At 70.8% G+C, this 18,870-nt stretch carries 19 protein-coding genes; 5 read left to right on the top strand and 14 right to left on the bottom strand.

Going from position 1 to position 18,870, the window contains the following annotated elements; genetic code table 11:
* Positions 1–128: 128 nt before the first annotated feature.
* Complete coding sequence (locus D7W82_RS13905; protein ID WP_120618815.1) at positions 129–707, bottom strand: type 1 glutamine amidotransferase domain-containing protein; 579 nt, start codon at positions 705–707, stop codon at positions 129–131.
* A 165-nt stretch (positions 708–872) separates the two neighbouring features.
* Between D7W82_RS13905 and D7W82_RS13900 the strand changes: the two genes are divergently transcribed.
* Positions 873–2,045, top strand: a complete 1,173-nt coding sequence (locus tag D7W82_RS13900) for a sorbosone dehydrogenase family protein (RefSeq protein WP_120618814.1) — start codon at positions 873–875, stop codon at positions 2,043–2,045.
* Here D7W82_RS13900 and D7W82_RS13895 read toward each other — a convergent pair.
* Complete coding sequence (locus tag D7W82_RS13895) at positions 2,042–2,845, bottom strand: ABC transporter permease (protein ID WP_120618813.1); 804 nt, start codon at positions 2,843–2,845, stop codon at positions 2,042–2,044. The genes D7W82_RS13900 and D7W82_RS13895 overlap by 4 nt on opposite strands.
* Positions 2,842–3,612, bottom strand: a complete 771-nt coding sequence (locus D7W82_RS13890; protein WP_120618812.1) for an ABC transporter ATP-binding protein — start codon at positions 3,610–3,612, stop codon at positions 2,842–2,844. The genes D7W82_RS13895 and D7W82_RS13890 overlap by 4 nt, the downstream gene beginning before the upstream one ends.
* Before the next feature lie 158 nt (positions 3,613–3,770).
* On the opposite strand from D7W82_RS13890, the gene D7W82_RS13885 reads away from it, so the two are divergent.
* Positions 3,771–5,360 (top strand): sodium:proton antiporter, encoded by a 1,590-nt coding sequence (locus tag D7W82_RS13885; protein ID WP_120618811.1) that lies wholly within the window; start codon positions 3,771–3,773, stop codon positions 5,358–5,360.
* On the top strand, positions 5,357–6,493 hold the full coding sequence (locus tag D7W82_RS13880; protein ID WP_120618810.1) for a cyclic nucleotide-binding domain-containing protein: 1,137 nt from the start codon (positions 5,357–5,359) through the stop codon (positions 6,491–6,493). The genes D7W82_RS13885 and D7W82_RS13880 overlap by 4 nt, the downstream gene beginning before the upstream one ends.
* A gap of 52 nt (positions 6,494–6,545) precedes the next feature.
* On the opposite strand, the gene D7W82_RS13875 is transcribed toward D7W82_RS13880, so the two are convergent.
* From D7W82_RS13875 to D7W82_RS13835, 9 genes are all read right to left on the bottom strand, one after another.
* The gene (locus tag D7W82_RS13875) at positions 6,546–6,941 is read right to left on the bottom strand and encodes a hypothetical protein (protein ID WP_120618809.1); all 396 of its coding nucleotides are present in this window, start codon (positions 6,939–6,941) and stop codon (positions 6,546–6,548) included.
* 8 nt (positions 6,942–6,949) lie between these two features.
* A complete protein-coding gene (locus tag D7W82_RS13870; protein WP_147439328.1) occupies positions 6,950–7,363 on the bottom strand; it encodes a hypothetical protein in 414 nt (137 codons plus the stop codon).
* 49 nt (positions 7,364–7,412) lie between these two features.
* Positions 7,413–7,832, bottom strand: coding sequence for a hypothetical protein (locus tag D7W82_RS13865; RefSeq protein ID WP_120618807.1), 420 nt, complete (start codon positions 7,830–7,832; stop codon positions 7,413–7,415).
* Positions 7,833–7,840: 8 nt separating this feature from the next.
* Complete coding sequence (locus tag D7W82_RS13860) at positions 7,841–8,233, bottom strand: hypothetical protein (RefSeq protein WP_147439327.1); 393 nt, start codon at positions 8,231–8,233, stop codon at positions 7,841–7,843.
* A 144-nt stretch (positions 8,234–8,377) separates the two neighbouring features.
* Positions 8,378–8,929 carry a hypothetical protein gene (locus D7W82_RS13855; RefSeq protein WP_120618805.1) on the bottom strand — a complete coding sequence of 184 codons (552 nt, stop codon included), beginning with the start codon at positions 8,927–8,929 and terminating at the stop codon, positions 8,378–8,380.
* Between the two features lie 73 nt (positions 8,930–9,002).
* Positions 9,003–10,178: a tetratricopeptide repeat protein gene (locus D7W82_RS13850; protein ID WP_120618804.1), complete on the bottom strand. Its 1,176-nt coding sequence runs from the start codon at positions 10,176–10,178 to the stop codon at positions 9,003–9,005.
* A gap of 52 nt (positions 10,179–10,230) precedes the next feature.
* A complete protein-coding gene (locus tag D7W82_RS13845) occupies positions 10,231–11,946 on the bottom strand; it encodes an aldehyde dehydrogenase (protein WP_120618803.1) in 1,716 nt (571 codons plus the stop codon).
* 86 nt (positions 11,947–12,032) lie between these two features.
* A complete protein-coding gene (locus D7W82_RS13840; protein ID WP_120618802.1) occupies positions 12,033–14,159 on the bottom strand; it encodes a M56 family metallopeptidase in 2,127 nt (708 codons plus the stop codon).
* Positions 14,160–14,164: 5 nt separating this feature from the next.
* Positions 14,165–14,545: a BlaI/MecI/CopY family transcriptional regulator gene (locus D7W82_RS13835; RefSeq protein WP_014400122.1), complete on the bottom strand. Its 381-nt coding sequence runs from the start codon at positions 14,543–14,545 to the stop codon at positions 14,165–14,167.
* Positions 14,546–14,815: 270 nt separating this feature from the next.
* Between D7W82_RS13835 and D7W82_RS13830 the strand changes: the two genes are divergently transcribed.
* Both D7W82_RS13830 and D7W82_RS13825 read left to right on the top strand, forming a co-directional pair.
* Entirely contained in the window at positions 14,816–15,415 is a 600-nt protein-coding gene (locus D7W82_RS13830; protein ID WP_120618801.1) for a hypothetical protein, read from the top strand.
* Between the two features lie 104 nt (positions 15,416–15,519).
* Positions 15,520–16,887, top strand: coding sequence for a hypothetical protein (locus tag D7W82_RS13825; RefSeq protein ID WP_120618800.1), 1,368 nt, complete (start codon positions 15,520–15,522; stop codon positions 16,885–16,887).
* On the opposite strand, the gene D7W82_RS13820 is transcribed toward D7W82_RS13825, so the two are convergent.
* Together D7W82_RS13820 and D7W82_RS13815 are read right to left on the bottom strand one after the other, a co-directional pair.
* Positions 16,884–18,497 (bottom strand): phospholipase D-like domain-containing protein, encoded by a 1,614-nt coding sequence (locus D7W82_RS13820; protein WP_370450994.1) that lies wholly within the window; start codon positions 18,495–18,497, stop codon positions 16,884–16,886. The genes D7W82_RS13825 and D7W82_RS13820 overlap by 4 nt on opposite strands.
* Before the next feature lie 59 nt (positions 18,498–18,556).
* Positions 18,557–18,793, bottom strand: coding sequence for a hypothetical protein (locus tag D7W82_RS13815; protein WP_014400128.1), 237 nt, complete (start codon positions 18,791–18,793; stop codon positions 18,557–18,559).
* Between the last annotated feature and the right edge of the window lie 77 nt (positions 18,794–18,870).

The following is an 18,870-nucleotide window of genomic DNA, read 5'->3' as shown; positions in this document are numbered from 1 at the left end:
ACGGGGGCAGGCAGGCGGCTTCCGCGGGGGAACTCCGTTCCGTCGCGCGGCACGCAGAAGCCCCCAGAGCGCATGGAGCACCCTGGGGGCCTGGGTCCTGTTGGACCATGCTTCGCCTTATGGGTGGCTCAGTGCACTGGGGGTGCGCGGTCCGCGGCGGCTTCCGGGGCCAGCGGCGACTCCAGACGTGGGGCGATGCCGTCCTTCAGCTGGCGCAGCACGGCGGCGCAGAAGGCGTCCAGGTCGTCTGGCTTGCGGGACGTGATGAGATTGCCGTCCTCCACCACCTGGCGGTCCACCCAGCGCGCGCCGGCGTTGATGAGGTCCGTCTTGATGGAGGGGAACGAGGTGACGGTGCGCTCGTCCGCGATGTCCGCCTCCACCAGCATCCACGGCGCGTGGCACACGGCGGCGATGGGCTTGTCCGCCTTGAAGAAGTCGCGCACGAAGCCGACCATGCCAATGTCCATGCGCAGGTGGTCCGGCGAGTAGCCGCCGGGAATCACCAGCGCGGCGAAGTCCGCGGCCTTGACCTCCTTCACCGCCTTCTCCGTGCGGAGCTCCGCGCCCTTCTTCCCCTTGAGCGTCTTGCCGGCCTCCACGCCGATGACGACGGGCTCGTGGCCCGCCTGCTTGAGCTTGTCGTAGGGGACCTGGAACTCGGAGTCCTCGAAGTCGTTCGCCACGATGAATGCGATGCGCGCCATGGAACTGCCTCCCGCTGGGCATTGGTGTCGTTGAACCCGCCCGAGCAAGGTGCCCACGACAGGGGCCGCGACAACGCCACCCGGCACCGTCTTCCAGTCCCGAGCGCGCTCGGCTGCCCCCCTTCCAGGTCGGTAGGCCGCGTTCACCAACGCTAGATTGTCCCCATGCGCTCCCGACGCCTGCTCCTGTCCGCCCTCGTGGTGCTCACCGCCTCCGCCTCCGCCTGCCGCAAGAGCCAGGCGCAGGGGACGGCCTCCGCCGAGGACTGCATCCTGGTGGAGGACGGCTGGGGCCAGGACGGCAGCGTGCCCGTCACCGTGGACGTGGTGGCGGAAGGGCTGGAGGTCCCCTGGGGCGTGGCCTTCCTGCCGGGCCAGGACGGCGACGCGCTCATCACCGAGCGACCGGGCCGCGTGCGGCTGCTCCGCGGAGGCCAGCTGCAGCCCGGGGCCGTGGCCACGCTGCCCCTGACGGCGAACGGAGAGGGCGGCCTGCTGGGCATCGCCGCGCACCCGGACTTCGCGACGAACCGGCGGTTCTACCTGTACGTCACCACCCAGGCGGACGGGGAGGCGCAGAACCGGGTGGAGCGCTGGACGCTGTCACCGGACGGCGCGAGCGCGACCTTCGAGCGCGTCATCTTCGGCGGCATCCCGTCCGCGAAGTATCACGACGGCGGGCGGCTGCGCTTCGGGCCGGACGGCATGCTGTACGTGGGCACGGGCGACTCGCGCGACCCGGACCTGTCCCAGGACGTGAAGAGCCCCGCGGGCAAGCTGCTGCGCCTGACGCCGGACGGGGCGGTGCCCCAGGACAATCCCTTTCCGGATTCGCCCGCGTTCCTGCTGGGCGTGCGCAACACGCAGGGCTTTGACTGGAAGGACGCCACCACGCTGTACCTCACCGACCATGGCCCCAGCGGCGAGACGATGCGCTTTGGCCACGACGAGGTGAACGTGGTGAAGGCGGGCGACAACCTGGGCTGGCCCGGCATCTATTCGTGCGAGACGCAGCGCGGGCGCATCACCCCGTCGCTCACCTTCGACGACGCCGCGCCCCCGGGTGGCGCCGCCGTCTACACGGGCAGCGCGATTCCGGAGTGGAGGGGGTCGCTGCTGGTGGGCACGCTCAAGTCCAAGCACCTGCACCGGGTGGAGTTCGACGCGCGGCAACCCCACCGCGTGACCCGGCACGAGGTGTACCTGCGAAACACCTGGGGCCGCCTGCGCGACGTGCTGATGGGCCCGGACGGCCACCTGTACGTCACCACCAGCAACTGCGACGGCCGGGGCGAGTGCGGCCCGAAGAAGGACCTGCTCCTGCGCGTCCGGCGTTAGCTCACGCTCTCCGCGCTGTAGCGGGCCAAGAGGCCCGTGCGCACCGCGTAGCGGTAGACGCGCTGGAACACCCAGCCCGCCAGCACGATGTCCAGCAGCGCCAGCGCGAAGCCCCAGCCGAGCGTGGCGCCGGAGAACTCGCCGCCGGCCACCAGCGTGCGCACGCCCTCGAAGACGTAGGACGGAGGCAGCAGCTTCGCCACCCACTGCATCCACTCCGGCAGCGTGGACAGCGGGTAGAAGACGCCCACGAACGGGGACAGCAGGCTGGGGATGGGCCAGACGAACCACTCGGACGCGGGGCCCAGCCTCAGCACCATCGCGCTGCTGAGGATGCCCAGCGCGATTCCGAAGAGGAACAGCACCAGCACGAAGGGGATGAACAGCGCCCCGTAGGCGGCGAAGGACAGGCCGAACACCGTGGTGGACAAGAGCAGCATGACGACGAGGCCAATGGCGCTGGTCGCGATGCTCGTCAACACCAGGCCGCCCACGTACTCCGGCAGCGTGAGCGGCGTGGCGAAGACGTTGAGGAAGTTGCGCGACCAGACGTCCTCGAAGAAGCCCGTCGTCAGCCCCTGCATCACGCGCGCGAAGAAGTCCCAGAGCAGCACCGCGCCCAGGAGCGCCGGCACGAAGTCGTAGCCGGAGGACGTCACCTCGTTGAGGTACCGGGTCATGAAGCCCCACAGCACCATGTCCACCGCCACCCAGGCGAACAGCGGCACCACGCGCGCGAAGTTGCCCTTGTAGAGATAGAACTGGCGCAGCGCGATGCCCGCGACGTGGTCCAGGTTCATGGCGCTTCGCTCCTCTCCAGGGCCAGCGGCTCGTGGGCCACGGCGATGAACAGCTCCTCCAGCGTGGCCTTGCCGTGCTCGCGAGGCAGCGTCTTCGGGTCGCCCTCCAGCAGCACCCGGCCGCGCGCCAGGAAGAGGACGCGGTCGCAGACGGACTCCACCTCGTACATGTTGTGGGACGTCCACAGCACGCTGCTGTTGCCCTTGGCCGCGAAGGCCTTGATGCGGGTGCGGATGTCCAGCGCGGTGGCCGGATCCAGCGACGCGGTGGGTTCGTCCAGCAGCAACAGGCGCGGCTCGTTGAGCATGGCCTTGGCCAGGGACACGCGCGTCTGCTCGCCGGAGGACAGCACGCCGCACTTGGTGTCGCGGAAGCGCTTCAGGTCGTACTCCTCCAGCAGCGTCTCGATGCGGGCGGACAGCCCCTTCACGCCGTAGATGAGGCCGAAGACGCGCAGGTTCTGGGCCACGGTGAGGTTGCCGGGCAGGGGCGAGTAGACGGCGGCGAAGTTGGTGCGGGACAGCGCCTTCACCCGCTGGGTCTCCAAATCCGTGCCCTCGATGGCGATGGTGCCGGAGGTGGGCTGGAGCACGCCCAGGAGCATGTTGATGGTGGTGCTCTTGCCCGCGCCGTTGGGGCCCAACAGGCCCACGATTTCGCGGCGGCGCACGTGGAAGGAGATGCCGTCCACGGCCGTGTGGGCGCCATAGGTTTTACGCAGGGCCGTGACGGAGAGGACCAGGGTGTCCAGCGAGCCGGATTTCATCTGGGGGGGTGCTGTACCACGCGGACGCCGTACCGCCAGGGCGCACTTCCAGAGGGAGGAAGGCAGGCGGGCAGGGGATGAAAAGCGGACGGTGCCCGTGCACGGTCCACGCGAATCTGGAAAGCTTCGCGCCCCTTCCTGGTCCCAGTGGAGTCGCCGTGCTGCTGGAAGTACCTATTTTAATCGGCCTGATGGTGGCGGCCATCGCGCTTGCCATCGCCGCCAAGCGGGCCAGCGTGCCGTACAACGTCGCGCTGGTGCTTGGTGGCTTGCTCATCTCGGTCGCACACCTGCTGCCGGGGGTTCCACCGCTCAACCCCCAGGTGGTCTTCCTCATCTGCCTGCCGCTGCTGCTCTTCGAGGGCGGCATCATGGCGGACCTCAATGGCATCCGCGCGAACGCGGTCCCCATTGGCCTGCTGTCCACGCTGGGGATGGTGCTCGCCATTGGCGCCACCGGCGCCGCGCTGCACTGGATGCTGCACCTGGCGTGTGGGCCCGCGCTGCTGCTGGGCTCCATCCTCGCGGTGACGGACACGGTGTCCATCCTCTACGCCTTCCGCCGCGCGCCGGTGCCCGGGCGGCTGGCGGGCATCATCCAGGGCGAGAGCCTCTTCAACGACGGCACCGCGCTGGTGGCGTACACGGCCATCGCGGCGGTGGTGGCGGGCGGCGTGGCGCCCTCACTGGGGTCCTTGAGCGGCCACGTGCTGCTCGCGTCGGTGGGTGGCGCGGTGGTGGGCCTGGCGCTGGGCCTCCTGGGCGGCTTCATCATCCGGCGCGCGGAGGATCCGCTCGCGGAGATCATGGTGACGACGGCGGTGGCGCTGGCGTCCTACGTGATGGCGGAAGAGGTGCACCTGTCGGGCGCCATCTCCGCGGTGGTGGCGGGGCTCGCGGTGGGCGTGACGCTGCGGCGCGAGGTGCCGCCGCAGAGCCAGGTGGCCATCCACTCCTTCTGGGAGTACGCCACCTTCGGCGTCAACACGTTCCTCTTCCTCTCCGTGGGCCTGGACACGCGGCCAGAGGCGCTCCAGGGGCACCTGCCGGGCGTGGGCATCGCGGTGGTGGCGGTGGTGCTGGGGCGCGCGGTGGCCATCTACCTGCCCTTCCTGCTCCTGCGTCTGTTCAAGCCCGCGGAGACCATCCCGCTGCGCTGGCAGCACGTGTTCCTGCTGGGCAACATCAAGGGCGCGCTGTCCATCGGTCTGGCGCTGGGTCTTCCGGAGACCACGCCCGCGCGCGAGCAGATTGTCTCCATCGCGTTCGGCGTCACGCTGGTGTCCATGGTGGGCCAGGGGCTGATGCTCACGGGCGCGCTCAAGTGGCTGGGGCTGTTCCAGCAGGACGCGGTGGCGCTGGAGATGGCGGAGCAGCGCGGGAAGCTCATCGCCAGCCGCGCGGCGCACGTGGAGCTGGAGGCGTTGCATTCGCAGGGCCTGCTGCCGCGCGCGGCCTATGAGCACCTGCGCAGCGAGTACCAGGTGAACATCGCCCGGGCGGAGCGGGAGCTGCGGCGCATCAGCGAGCAGCACCTGGCCGAAGGGGCGAAGGACCTCTTGAGCACGCGGCGGCGGCTCATCGACGCGGAGCGCACGGCGTTGCAGGGCGCGCGGCGCAACGGGCTGATTCCGGAGGCGACGGCGGAGGAGATGCTGGCGCATCTGGATGCGCGGATGTTGGACCTGGAGAAGGTGCTGCACGGCGGGCACGCGACCTCGGAAGGCAAGGAGCAGAAGGCGTCATGAAGATCGTCATCGCGGGGGGAGGACGGGTGGGCGGCGCGCTGGCGGCGCGGCTCGTGTCGGAGCAGCACACGGTGACGGTCATCGAACGCGACGCGAGCATCTGCGCGCGCCTCTTCGAAGAGGTGGGCGTGGTGACGGTGTGCGGGGACGCCACCAACCCGCGCGTGCTGGAGGCGGCGGGCATCGGGACGGCGGACGTGGCGGCGGCGGTGCTGGCGCACGACCCGGCGAACCTGGCGTTCGCCATGCTGGTGCGCTCCACGTCCAGCGCGCGCCTGATGGTGCGGATGCTGGACACGAACTACCGCGACGCGTACCGGCTGGCGGGCGTGAAGGAGCTGGTGGCGGAGGCGGACGTGGTGGTGGCGAAGATGACCACCGCCATCGACTTCCCGCAGGTGTCCGGGTCGCTGCCGCTCAGCAGCGGCGACGCGCTCCTCTTCGAGCTGGCCATTCCCGTGCGTGCGCGGGTGGCGGGGCAGACGGTGGCGCAGGTGCGCGGCATGGAGGGCTTTCCTCGCGAGTGCATCTTCATCGCGCTGGTGGATCCGCAGGGCCACACCGCGCTGCCGGAGGGCAACACGGTGCTGAAGGCCGGGCACAACGTCATCCTCGTGGCGCGCCGCACGCAGGTGGCGCAGGCGGTGGAGTTCCTCACGTCGGAGCCGCCGCTGGGCGCGGGCGTGGCGTCGTCGCTGGCGACGACGTTGCGCAAGCTGGACTTCCTGGCGCCCCTGAGTGACGACGAGCTGGAGGCGGTGGCGCGCGGCGCGGAGCTGCTCCAGACGCCCGCGGGCACGGAGCTGTTCCGCCAGGGCGACGCGGGCGAGACGTTCTACGTCGTCATCTCCGGCGAGGTGGCGATGAAGGACGGCTCGCGGCAGACGGTGGCCACGGTGAAGCAGGGGGGCTTCTTCGGAGAGCTGGCCCTGCTCACGGGCGAGCCCCGCAACGCCACCGCCGTCACCGCCACGCCGTGCGAGCTGGCCGCCGTGGGCCGCGAGGACTTCCGCGGCGTGATGATGGCCAACCCCGCCGTCGCGCTGGAGATGAGCCGCATCCTGGGCCAGCGGCTGTCACGCCTGGGCGGGCAGGCGCAGCAGACGAAGCGGCGCGGGCTGTTCGGGCGCTGAACAGACAGACACCCTTCAGGCGGAGAAGCTCATCCCCGCCTGAAGCGGCCTGTCACGGGCTGTCGATGACCACCCTCGGCGTGTCGCCGAGCCTGATGGTGAGGCCCGACTCGCGCGGCACGGGGGCCGACGAACGGATGACCACCGTCGCGCCCTCGACCCGCTGCGGAATCACGCACTGGACGCCCGACGTGATGATCTGGGGGGAGCTCCGACCGTACGAGTCGGTCCAGGTGGCCACCACGCAGTGCTCCTTGCCGTCCGCGTCGCAGTCCACTCCCGCCGGGGAACCGTCCCACGGCACGCATGTGAGGACGGCTGTCACCGTGACGCGGTCATCCGCGTCGCGGACAGCGGTGGCGGTGCGGACGCCCACCAGGTCCGGGCCAAAGCCACACGCGGCCAGCAGGCCACAGCACATCAACATCCAGGGGATTCGCAGGGACATGGGGAGGCTCAGGGGCTGGCGATGATGATGCGGGTGCTGCGCGGATCCACCTGGACCAGGATGCGCCAGTCGTGTTCGGCGGGGACGACGCCCGGCGAGACGACGGTCATCTTCCTGCGGATGACGGTGCCGACCGGCTCGCACGTCCGCTGTGAGAACAGGGGCGTACTGAAGGCAGCGTCAGTCACCAGGTACCACCCCGCATCGACGCAGAGGGGCTCGTCTTCCGGCAATCCGCAGTCTTCGTCCGCTGGCTGCTGCCCCTTGAGCGCGAAGCACGTGACGAAGACATCGAGAGACACCCGGCCATCGTCCAGCCGCGTGGCCCGGACACTGGACACGTCGGGTGCTTGCAGGTCCTCGCCGCAGCCCATGGCCATGGCGGCCAGCGCCAACAACACTCCACTCACGGTACGCCGCATCACTGTCCCCCCAGAAAAGACCCGCCCTTCATAGCAAGACGTGCGCACGTCAGGGGCTCTCCATGAAGACGCGCGGGCCCTCTCCATTGATGAGGGTCCGTCCCAGCTCCAGGGTCCAGGGCACGTCGCGTGGAACGGGCTCCGGTGAGCGCAACACCACGGTCGCCCCCTCCCAGTGCTTGGGTTGCAGACACTCGGAGACGCGCCAGACGCCCAAGGAGGAGCGATCCTCCGGCAGGACCTCCGGGGTCGGGTACCCGATGAGCCCGATGCACAGGGACTCCCCATCCTTGTCACAGCCGTCAGGCTCCGAGCCGTTCGCGGGCACGCAGGTCAAGACGGCGGTCACGGTGACGTGGTCATCCGCGTCACGGGTGGCGGAGGCGGCGCGAACGCCCACGGCGTCCCAACGAGGCCCGCAGGCCGTCAGCAGGCCCGCGAGGGCCACGAGGGTGAAGGTCGGATGCATGGGAGGTCTCAGGGGTTGGGGATGATGACGTTCGCCACGCGGGGATCCGCGCTGACCAGGATGCGCAGCCCGGGGTCCCGGTCCACGGCGTCCGGCGTGGTGACCGTCACCTGGGTGCCGATGATGTCGGGGACCGTCTGGCACGACTCCGCCCGGTGCAGCGGATGGGCGAAGACCGTGTCGTCGGCCGCGTACCACGTCGCGGAGACGCAGACGCGCTCGCCATCCGCGTCACAGCCTTGCGACCGCGCCATGCCGTAGACGAGGCCGCAGGCCAGCGTGACTTCGACGGAGACACGGTCGTCTTCCAGCCGCGTCGCCGTGGCATCCAATACGCCAGCCGCCTCCAGACCGGGCTCACAGCCAGCGAGGAGGGGCAACAGCAACAGCCAGCGACGCACGCGGGACCTCCGGGGACAGTGGACCCCGCGCCCCAGAGCAACACCCGTGCCCACTGGCCGACAGACGGCCGCACTCCGAGTAGCCCCTCGCAATCCCTGACAGACATGTCAGGGCATGACGCCCGTGCCCTGCCGCCCGGCCTCTCAGGTGGATTGCTTGAGGCGCCCGCACAGCGCGGACGCCGCCAGGAAGCCCACGCTGAAGGCGCTGCGGAAGCGGTCGTAGAGCGCGCCCACGCCGGGCACGTTGGCGATCATGTCGCCGAAGCTCCACATCTCCTCGTGCGCGTGGATGAGCGGCAGCACCTCACCGCCGTCCTCGCCGCGCTGGAGCGTGAAGTCGTACACGAGCAGCGTGCGCAGCGGGTACGTGTAGAGCCACGCGAACTGCTTGAGGTTCATCACCCCGTCCACGATGGCCCGCCCGCTCTTCCCATCCGGCTCCAGCTGGACGTTGAGCTGGAAGATGTCGAAGTCGAAGCGGAACATGCAGTGGAAGCCCGCCGCGCCCTTGCGGTACGTCTCCTTGCCGCCCCCCTTCTGCCAGGGGTCCGTGAAGGTGACGTCCTCGGCCATCATCGGCATCAGCTCCGCGTCCAGCACCGACGCGGGGATGGACGTGGTGTAGAGCAGCCGCGTCACTTCCCGGAAGCGCGCTTCGAGCTGCTCGATGAGTGCCTGCTCCGCCTTGCGCATACGTCCCCCCTGCCCGCTCTCGGACCGCGCCTGAAGGTAGGCACGGGCCCGGGGCAGGGGAAGACGGGGTGCGTCAGCCGCTCAGCTCCGTCAGGAGCCGCGCCGCCTGGTCCTTCACGATGTCGTCCGCGGCGCCCAGCGACTGCGCCTGCCTGGCGTGCCGGGTGGCTTCCGCCCGGTCGAACGGCTGGGTGGCGCGCGCCAGGTTCAGGTGCGTGAGCGCGTCCTGGGGGTTCGCCTCCAGCACCCGCTCCAGCAGCACGCGGGCCCGCGCGTGGTCCTGGTCGCCCATCAGGAGGCGCACCAGGTCGTTGGTGGGGCCGGGCTCGTGGGGCGCCGCCGCCACGGTCTCCTCCAGGAGCTTGCGGGCCTCGGCGCGCTCGCCCAGCGCCTCGTGCGCCTGCGCCAGCGAGTGGCGGATGTCCCACTGATTCGGAGCGCGCTCGAGGGCCTCCGCGAAGAGGGCCTTCGCCTCCGCCAGCTCCCCGGCCAGCATGCAGGCCATGCCGTGCAGGTGGACGTAGCGGACCTGCGCGGGGTCCAGCTCGCGCAGCTCCAGGATGGTGCGGCGGGCCGCGTCCTGGCCGTTGGCCTGGAGGTAGAGGCGGAAGAGGTCCTGCAACACCGCCACGCGCGTGCGGCCCTGCGCGTGCTCCAGGGCCCGCGTGGCCGCCGCGATGGCCGCCCCGATGGCGCCGCTCTCCGCGTGCGCGCGCGACAGCATCAGGTGCGGCAGGGCTTCCTGGGGCGCCAGCGAGGCGGCCTGCTGGAAGTGCGTCACCGCCGCCGCCGTGTCCTTGCGCTGCACCGCGATGCGCCCCAGCTCGAAGTGCGGATAGACGCTGTGGGGCGCCACCACCTGCGCGGCCTCGAAGGCGGCCTTCGCCCCCTCCAGGTCGCCGCGGTCCGCCAGGAGCGTGCCCAGGTTGAAGCGCTCGAAGTAGCCGGCGGTGGGCGCGGCGGCCAGCGCCTTGAGCGTCACCAGCGCCACGGGGTCCCCGGCCTGCGCCTTGAGCATGGCCAGGTGCGCCTGCGCCTCCGTGTTGTCCGGCTGCACCTGCAACAGGCGCGTCACGGCCCCTTCGGCCTCCTTCGCGGCGCCGGTGCTCAGGTGGGCGCGCACCAGGCCCATCAGACAGTCCACGTCCTTCGGGTCGATGGAGAGGCCCTTCTGGAAGCTCTTCACCGCCTCCGCGGGCTGCCCCTGCTGGAGCGACTGCCCACCCTCTTGCGCGTACCTGGATGCCATGGTCCCCCCTACCTACCACGAGCCTCCAGATTCCCCGCCTCCCCGCCTGCCCCTACCGGCGCAGCGCGGCCAGGGCGACACCCGGGACCTTCCACCAGGACGGGGACTGCTCGAATTCCACCAACCGGCGGCCCAGCGCCGCCACGCCCTTGTGCCCCGGCACCCACGGGGGCGAGAGCAGGGACGTGAGCGGAGCGCGCAGCACCGCCTTCTCGATGGACTCCAGCATGAACGTGTTGTGCACCCAGCCCTGCCCGCTCTGGATGTCCCGGGGCGACGCGGACGGATGGCCACCCCAGGGCATGCTGCCCAGCGCGTACGCCGCCGCGGGCCAGGTGTTGAGGGCCACCGTGCCGTAGCGCAGCTCCCGCACCGCCTTCTCCACCGCCGCGCGCACCCTCGGGTCCCGCATCGTCTTCGGATGGACGATGAGCGTCACGTTCAGCGTGCCCCACACCTTCTCGTTGAGGAACGCCACCGCGGCCTCCAGGAAGGCCACGGGTTCGTCGGAGCCCGGCAGCCCCGTCTCCGACAGCACCGTGCACCAGGGCTCGTTGTGGAAGACACGGTCGTCCGTCTTCGATGGATCCACGTCCGGAATCAGCGCGTAGGCCAGGTCGCCCTCGCCGGGGTTGCCCACCAGCCGCAGGTTGGGGCGCGCGTCCGTGAACTGGTGCCAGCGCTCCTGGGCGCCCGGGTAGTACGCGCGGCGCACGGGCGCGTGGCCCAGGCTCGCCTGGATGCGGTCCATCAGCGCGCCGCGCTGGATCCAATCCTTTGGCTGCACCAGCAGCTTCGCCGCGTTGCAGTTGAAGGACGCGTTGTTGGCGACCATGCCGGCGATGTCGTCCGCCTGGAAGCGCAGCTCGCCGTCCGAGTACGGCCCCGGCACCACCACCACGGGGGAGATGTTGCCCAGCTCGCTGGAGACGTGCTTCGCGAGCAGCGGTTCGTTCTTCCGGCGGCGCTCGTCGGACTCCGGGCCGGGCGGGCCCCACACGAGCGCGTCGTGGGTCTTGTCGCTGCCGGTGATGTGCACCTCGTCCACCGCGTCGTGGTGGACCAGCTGCGCGCCCTCCTCCGCGCCGCCATACACGATGGCCAGCGCGTCGCGCGCGATGAGCGGCGCGAAGGCCTGCTCCAGGAACGGGCCCAGGTACGCGTTGACGGGGTTCATCTTGAGCACGCAGGCGGTGCCCTCGACGAAGAGCTTGTAGAGGCAGTCCATGGGCGGGATGGAGTTGACGTTGCCGCCGCCCAGCACCGCGCAGACCCGGCCCTTGTGGGGCTTGCGGTAGAAGGACGCCTGGTGTTCGCGCAGGTTGGCCGCGGTGACGCCGGGCTGGAAGTAGACCTCGCCCGTGGTGCCGGGCAGGAGCATCCCCTCCAACCTGTCCCGGGGGAACAGCCGCGCGGCGAGCCGCCCGTCCTCCAGCGTGCGCAGGTGCTTCGCGGGGATGACGGGCGCGCCGTGCGCCCGGACGTCCTTCAGCGCCTCCGAGAGCAGGCGCAGGTTGCGCACCACCACCATGGGCCCGCCGAGCCACTCCTCACCCGCGAGTGGCCCGCCGGGGTCGATTCCCTTCGCCTCGCAGGCCGCGCGCACGCTCGGCTCCGCGATGGCGACGTACGCGTGGCGCAGGTCCTCCAGGAGCCGGATGCGCTCCGTCAGGGCGAGCTTCGCCCACGCGCTCGAGCCCTCACGGACCCGGCGCACCAGGATGTCGATGGTGGTGCGTGACGTGTGCTGCGGGACGGCGGCGGACATGGCGACCTCCGAGACAGGCTTCACACCGGGTCCCGGTAGAGGGAACCCCCGCGTGCGCCGTCACCGAGGGGCCGCGCCCTCCGTCCTCAGGTGGGCAGGGGCTCGGCCAGGCCCTTGCGGATGGCCTCGTCGATGACGGCCATCACCTTCTTCATGTTCTCGCGGCTGCGCGCCGCCTGCTGCAGGCCCAGCTTCCCCTGCTCCTCGCCGAGCTTCCCCTGCTGCTCGCCGAGCTTCCCCTGCTGCTCGCCCAGGGCCTCCATCTTCTGGCTGAGCTCCTCCTGCTGCGTGTCCAGGCCCTCCAGCTCCTTGTCGAAGGACGCGTCGCGCTTGTCGAGCTCCGCCTCCTGGCGGTCGCGCTCCGGGCTGTCCTCCTGGCTGTGGAGGCGGGCGCGCTCCATGGCGATCTCCGCGCGCTTCGACGCGATGGCGGCGTGCTTCGCGGCGATCTGCGACATGGGGTAGGCGAGCTCCGCCTGCTTCTGCCCCAGCGCGGCCTGCTGCGCGCCCAGCGCGGCCTGCTTCTCTCCGAGCGCTCCCTGCGCGTCCCCCAGCTTGAGGTCGTCCTCGAACAGCTTGCGCACCTGCTCCAGCGTCTTCGCGTCGCGGATCAGCATGGGCTTGTTGTCGCGGCGCACGAAGAGCAGGTCCTTGCCCTGCTGCTTGAAGGTGCGCGCCAGGTACAGGTCGTCCGTGGAGCCGGCCATCATCGTGCGGCCGTCGGAGAGGTACGCGAAGGTGTCGCCGTCCTCGATGCCCATGTCCGGAGGCTCGGGAGGCGCGGGCGGAGCGGGGGGACGCGGCGCGGCCGCGAGCATGGGGGCCATGGGCGCCACCGGGGACACCGCGCTCCGGATCGGAGGCACGGGCGGCACCGGCGGGGTGGGCTTTCCAACCATCGGCGGCGCGGGCGGCGCGGGCGGCACCGGAGCCCGCCTGTCATTGTCCGGGATGGGCGCGGGCGCCTTCGCGGTGGAGGCCGGCGCGGCGTCTTCCGGCAGGTGCCGGACGGTGCCCACCTTGACGGGGGCGGGGGCCGCGTCCTTCGCGGCGGGAGCGGTGCTCTCCGCGGGCGCCTTGGCGACGACCTGGAAGGGCATCAGGACCACGGCGCCGAGGGCGAACAGCGCGCCCTTCAGCCACCGGCGGGGTTGCGTGGGGACGACGTCGACATGTTCCAGCATGCGGAGCCTCCTGTGCAGCGCGTGAAGGTGGGCCGACGCCCCGAGCGCCGCTGCGCTGCCCGGGGGCCGGGTGATGCCAAAGGCGATGAGCAGCTCGCCGTAGTCCGCGGGCTCCGCGCCGGTGAGGCGCAGCGCCTCCGCGTCGCACGCCTCTTCCCGGGCGAGCGCGTACTCACGGGCCGCCTGGCGCGCGAGCGGGTGGAAGAAGAGGACCGTCTCCGCCAGCGCCGGCACCCAGCCCAGCCACAGGTCCCCGCGCCGCAGGTGCGCGATTTCATGTGCGAGCGCCATGCGCAGCGAGTCCTCCGGCAAATCGCGCAGCGCCTTCGCGGGCAACACGATGACCGGCGACACCAGCCCCGCGGCCAGCGGGCTCACCACCTCGTCCGACACGAGCAGCGTGGGCGGACGGCGCAGGCCCGCCTCATTCGCGAGGAACTCCGCCTCCTCCTCCAGCACCGGGTGACGCAAGGGCCGCGCGCGCTCCCGCATGCCCCGCACCTGGCGCCACGCCAGCACGTGGCCCCGCACCTTCCACGCCACGCCCGCGCCCCACAGGACGAGCAGCGCCCACACCCCGCCCACCGTCCACGGATGCGCGCGGAGCGACGCCACCGCGCCCTTGAAGAACGCAGTGACCCGCGCCCCGGTCGAGAGCTCCTCCGCATGAGCCGGTGTCCGCCCCTGCGTCGGCACCCGCATGCTCACGGTCGCATCAGGCGCCGTGAGCACCATGACCGTCTGGCCATGTGTCTGGGATTGAGCGCCTTCCACGCGGACCGTCTGGGATTGCGCGGCCGTGGACTCCACGGGCAGCAGCGCCAGGGGCATGGGCTTGGGCCAGCCCAGCGTGAGCACGAACTTGAGCGCCACCAGCCACCACAGGCCGGCGCGCAGGGCCGCGGGCAGGCGCGGCACCGTCCGGGCCAGCACCCAGACGGCCAGCGCGCACAGCGCCCCCTGCCACGAGGCGCGCCACACCGACTCCGACCACGACGACCACCACGGCGAGGTCATGAAAGGCGTCACGGGGCTCACTCCTTCCGCTTCTGGCGCAGGCGCGCCACGACGTCCTGGAGCTGCTTCAGCTCTTCGTCGGACACGTCCTCCGTCTCCGACAGGTAGGTCACGAACGGCGACAGGGACCCGGAGAGCGTGCGCTGCACGAAGTTCCCTACGACGTCGCGCAGCAGCTCTTGCGTCGCCACCGGCGAGGCGTACTGGAACACCCCGTCCACCTTGCTCCGGGTCAGGTGCCCCTTCAGCCGCAGCCGCTCCATCACCGTCAGGATGGTGGAGCGCGCCAGGCCCTGCGCCTCACCGAAGCGCTCGGCCACCTCGCCCACCGTCGCCGGCCCGTGCTCGGCCACGTACCGCAGCACCGCCAGCTCCTGCTCTCCCACCGGCTTCTTCATGCGCCCTGCCCTTCGTGACGACAGCTGTAGTCAGAAGGCAAGGTACGCCTGACTACAGTCGTAGTCAAGCAGGTGTCTCCGGAGAGCGGGCGCGCTGCGTGATTGGGATTGGCGAGGGCGCCTACGGCCCGGCACCTGAGCGCCCGCTCGCCCGGCCGCCCAGGTAAGGGTCGGGTAGCAGAGGACCGTGTGTGTCCTTGTCTCTGTCGGAAGGGCAACCCAGTTTCTGGCAGCCGACTTGAACCCACCCGACACACACGGAGATTTCCCATGAAGCTCCCTCTGTTCGCGGCGATCGCCGCCCTGTCGCTGTACGGTTGCGCCAGCCACAACGCCAACACCCGCGAGGCCTCGTCACCGGAGGCAGGCGCCATCGGCGGCTCCGGCAGCGCGGGCGAGTCCCTGGACACCAGCGAGAGCATCGACTCCTCGTCCTCGGACTCCTCCAACCAGGAGCTGCCCGGTGAGACCGGCAACGTCAGCGACCTGGAGAAGCGCGACCGCATGAACGCGCCCACCGTCTACGAGGGCGAGGCCACCGGCGGCTCCGGCGCGCCCGACGAGGCCGTGAAGACCGGGGACGGAGAGAAGTGGGACGTCCAGCAGAACACGCCCACCGAGCTGGGCGACACCCAGTCCCCCTCCGGCGCGGTGAACCAGAACCGCGACCCCAATGAGAAGGGAAACCTGGGCACCGAGGGCAACCTGGGCGGCACCGGCGGCTCCGGCTCCACCAGCACCGAGGGCAAGAGCGACGTGAGCGACGTGAGCGACGACACCGGGTCCCGCGCCCTCGACAGCGACGCGGACGCCCCGAGCACGGACAGCTCCAAGGTGGAGACGGACGCCACGCCGGATCCCACGAACTAGTCATCGCGCCCCACGCGAGGGCGGATACTCGGGAAAGCCCGCTCGCGGGCCGTCCCGGGTATTCGTCTGTCCAGCCCGCGCCGCGCCAACTAGAGTGAGCACCAATGACTGGTGCTCCCTTCGTGGCCCTCATCGCCCTGCTTCACTCCCAGTCCTCCACCATCGAGGAGGTCCCCAATGATCCGCGGCAGGAGTCGTACTCCGCGCCGGAGTCCTCGGGGGGCCCGGAAGACTCGGGAGGCATCGGGTTCCGGGCGCTCCTGGAGGTGGGGCCGCTGAGCTTCCCGTCCGGGACGCGGGGTGGGAAGCAGGACCTGTTCGGCTACGCGTACCCGTCCCTGGGCGTGGATGGCGGCGAGGACTTCGCCTTCATGCTGGGCGCGCCGCTGCGCTTCCGGCTCTGGGACAGCGAGCCGAAGCAGAAGGACGACGACTACGGCGCGTGGCTGCGGCGCGAGGACTGGGACGAGCGCAGCGACTACGGCCAGGTGGTGCGCCTGTTGCGCATTGGGGACGAGTCCGGCCGCTTCGGCCTGCGCGTGCAGCCGTTCCTGGAGGAGTCGCTGGGGCGCGGCTACCTGGTGAACCGCTACGACAACCAGCTCAACCCGAACTACCACCCGGCGGGCGGCACGCTGTCGTTCACCGCGGGGCCCGCGCGCGTGCAGCTCCTGGCCAGCGACGTGCTCGCCGCGCGCGTGTTCTCCGGCGAGCTGCTCCTGGACATCGGCCGCATCGCCAGCGACAGCGAGGCGAACTTCGACCGCTACCTGGTGCGCGCCTCGGCGGCGCACGACTTCGGCGAGGCGGGCGGGGTGACGCCGGAGGCCACGGTGGCGTCGGTGGGCGGCGAGTTCGCCATGTACAAGGGTGAGCGGCTGCGCTCGTGGGCCCTGGTCGCCGGCGGCGCGCGGCTCAACGAGGGCGCGCAGGACGTGGGCGCCCTGCTGGGCGTCGCGTTCGAGGGCAACTTCAAGGGCACGCAGATCAGCGTCACCGCGCAGGGGCGCCGGCAGGGCGGCGGCTTCCGCTTCGGCTACTTCGGCGCGGGCTACGAGCTGTCGCGCTTCTCCGCCGTGGGCCTCTCCGAGGAGCCCCAGTCCGACCAGCGCGTACCCAAGGACTTCTCCGGCTACCTGGAGCTGTCCGTGGCGCGCGGCGACGGACCGGACTCCCCGGAGGTGGTGGCCAGCGGCGCCGTGGAGTACTCCGCCTTCGGCCGCGCGGATGGCGACCTGTCCCTGAGCTTCAGCAGCCCGGGCGGCGAGTCGCGAGGCATCGCGCGCGTGATCGTGGTGGGCCTGGGCGACAAGCCCCAATACTCGGTGGCGGCGGAGTTCCGCCAGCGCGTGCTGCCCGCCATGTACATCTGGGGCGCCGGCGCCACGGTGACCTTCCCGCAGCCGGACGACACGCTGGTGCGCGGCGTGAGCGTCGGCGCGGGCGTGGGCGTGGACTTCGCCCGCCGTTAGTGCCCCGCGGTCCCGCCCTCCTCCTGGACGGGATCGCAGGGCAGGATGGCGCTGTGCCGCCGGGCCGTCTCGCACGACTTGCCCACGAGCCAGCGCGACAGCAGGCGCACGCCGGAGGCGAAGAGGCCGTCGTCGCCCTTGTGCAGGGCCTCGAAGAGGGACTCGTCCAGCACCGACTCCTCCGGGTCGATGAGGAACTCCTCCGGCTCCAGCGGCTTGAAGAGGGGGTTCTGGTCGAACACCGTCTCCAGCGGGTGCGGACGCAGCCGGTGCTGTCCCGCGAGGGCCAGCCCGTCCAACGTCTCCACCAGGCGCTTCGCGTCCACCAGCGGGCGCAGCGCGGCCACGCCGGAGAGGCCCACGTGCTCCGCCATCAGCGACACGCGCACGCGGCGGATGGCGCGCGACACGGCGTCGCCGGGGATTTCCGCCTCCCAGCTCAGGTTGAGCTCCGAATCCAATCCCAGGCTGCGGTTGGTCGTGTTCGCGGAGCCGATGGTCATGAAGGTGTCATCCACGATGAGCACCTTCGAGTGGATGTACGTGAAGACGTCCGAGCCGTCCTCGTCCTTCGCCGCCGAGCCGTACACCGCGAAGCCGTGGCCCGTCTCGGAGGCCACGTCGCGCAGCGCGCGCAAGAGGCGCACCTGGGCCACGCCCATGGCGATCTGCTCGCGCAGGGCCTCCGGCTGACGGGGCAGCACCAGCATCACCTGGAGCCGGGGCCGTCCGGCCGCGCGCATGCGCTTGACGAGCGCGTCGTAGATGGCGCGTGAGGAGAAGTACTGGTTCTCGATGTAGATGAAGCGCTCGGCAGCTTCGATGGCGTCCACGTACAGCGCGCGGATCTCCTGCACCTCCGCTTGCGGAGGCAGCAGCGTCTTGCCGAAGGTGCGGCTGATGGCCACCGGGCCTGGAGGCGCGGGCATCGTCGCTTCGAAAGTCATGTCGTCGCGGTTCACGGGCTCCAGGTGGAGCTCGCCTCCGCCCGAGTGAGCCCAGCGCGCCTCGAACAGCTCCGCGAGCGGCTTCACCGCGGGGCCTGTCAGCACCGTCTGCACGTCGTGGTAGGGCCCGTGCGGGTCGCGGCCGGAGTCGCAGCGCAGCTTCGAGCGCGCGGGGTGGTCCCGGTCGTCCCAGCGGCAGTCACACACGTCCATGCCGCCGGTGAACGCCATCACGCCGTCCACGACGACGAGCTTCTGGTGATGGGCGCCGTAGAGCGGACTGGAGGAATCGAAGCGGAAGCGCAGCCGTTCGTTCGTCGTCCAGTTGAAGAGCAGGTGCTGCATCCACTCGCGCTCCATGGCGAGCAGCATGCTGAAGTCCCACGCGAGGATGTAGACGTGCAGCTCCGGGTTCTCCCGGCACATCTGATCCAACAGCGGCAGCAGCCGGACTTCGCCTCCCTGGGCCTCCTCCAGGTCCTCACCGCGCAGCAACGTCACGTCGCTGTCGAACTGCCAACCGGTGATGACGATGGAGCGGCGGGCCTTCCGGATGGCCCGATACAGCTCCCGGTAGTAGTCCCGGGCGTCCACCAGCACGCCCGCGTCATGCGTTTCCGTCCGCGTCCAGCAGTTGCGTCCGGGGATGAGAATGGGTTTCACGTCGGTCACCTGGCCCTGGAGTGGATTCCCGATGTCGTCCGCGCCCGGCCGGCGGATCATCACCCCACGAACACAATGTGCTTTCCGGTCGCCAGCGTCATGTCGGTCGAGGAGACCACCCTGGCCACCTTGCGAGCCTCGCCACCCACGGTGTCGAAGGCAGCGGCGATCAGGTCACCGAGCGTCACCTGCACGCGCTTCGCCTGCTTGCCAGCGTTGGACACGGCCTTGACCGTCTTCGCCTTCACCTGACGGGCCTTGCGCTGGATGGTCTGCTTCTGGGTCTTGGTCGCCATGGTCTTCGTTCTCCGAGGATGAAGTGTCTGTGTGAGGTGCCGTACCGCCCCGTACCGCCCGCCCTGCCGTGCTGCCC

The sequence above is a fragment of the Corallococcus sp. CA049B genome (genome assembly GCF_003611685.1).
Lineage (GTDB): Bacteria > Myxococcota > Myxococcia > Myxococcales > Myxococcaceae > Corallococcus > Corallococcus coralloides.
Note: the sequence above shows the minus strand (reverse complement) of the source record. Positions and strands in the feature narration are given on the sequence as shown.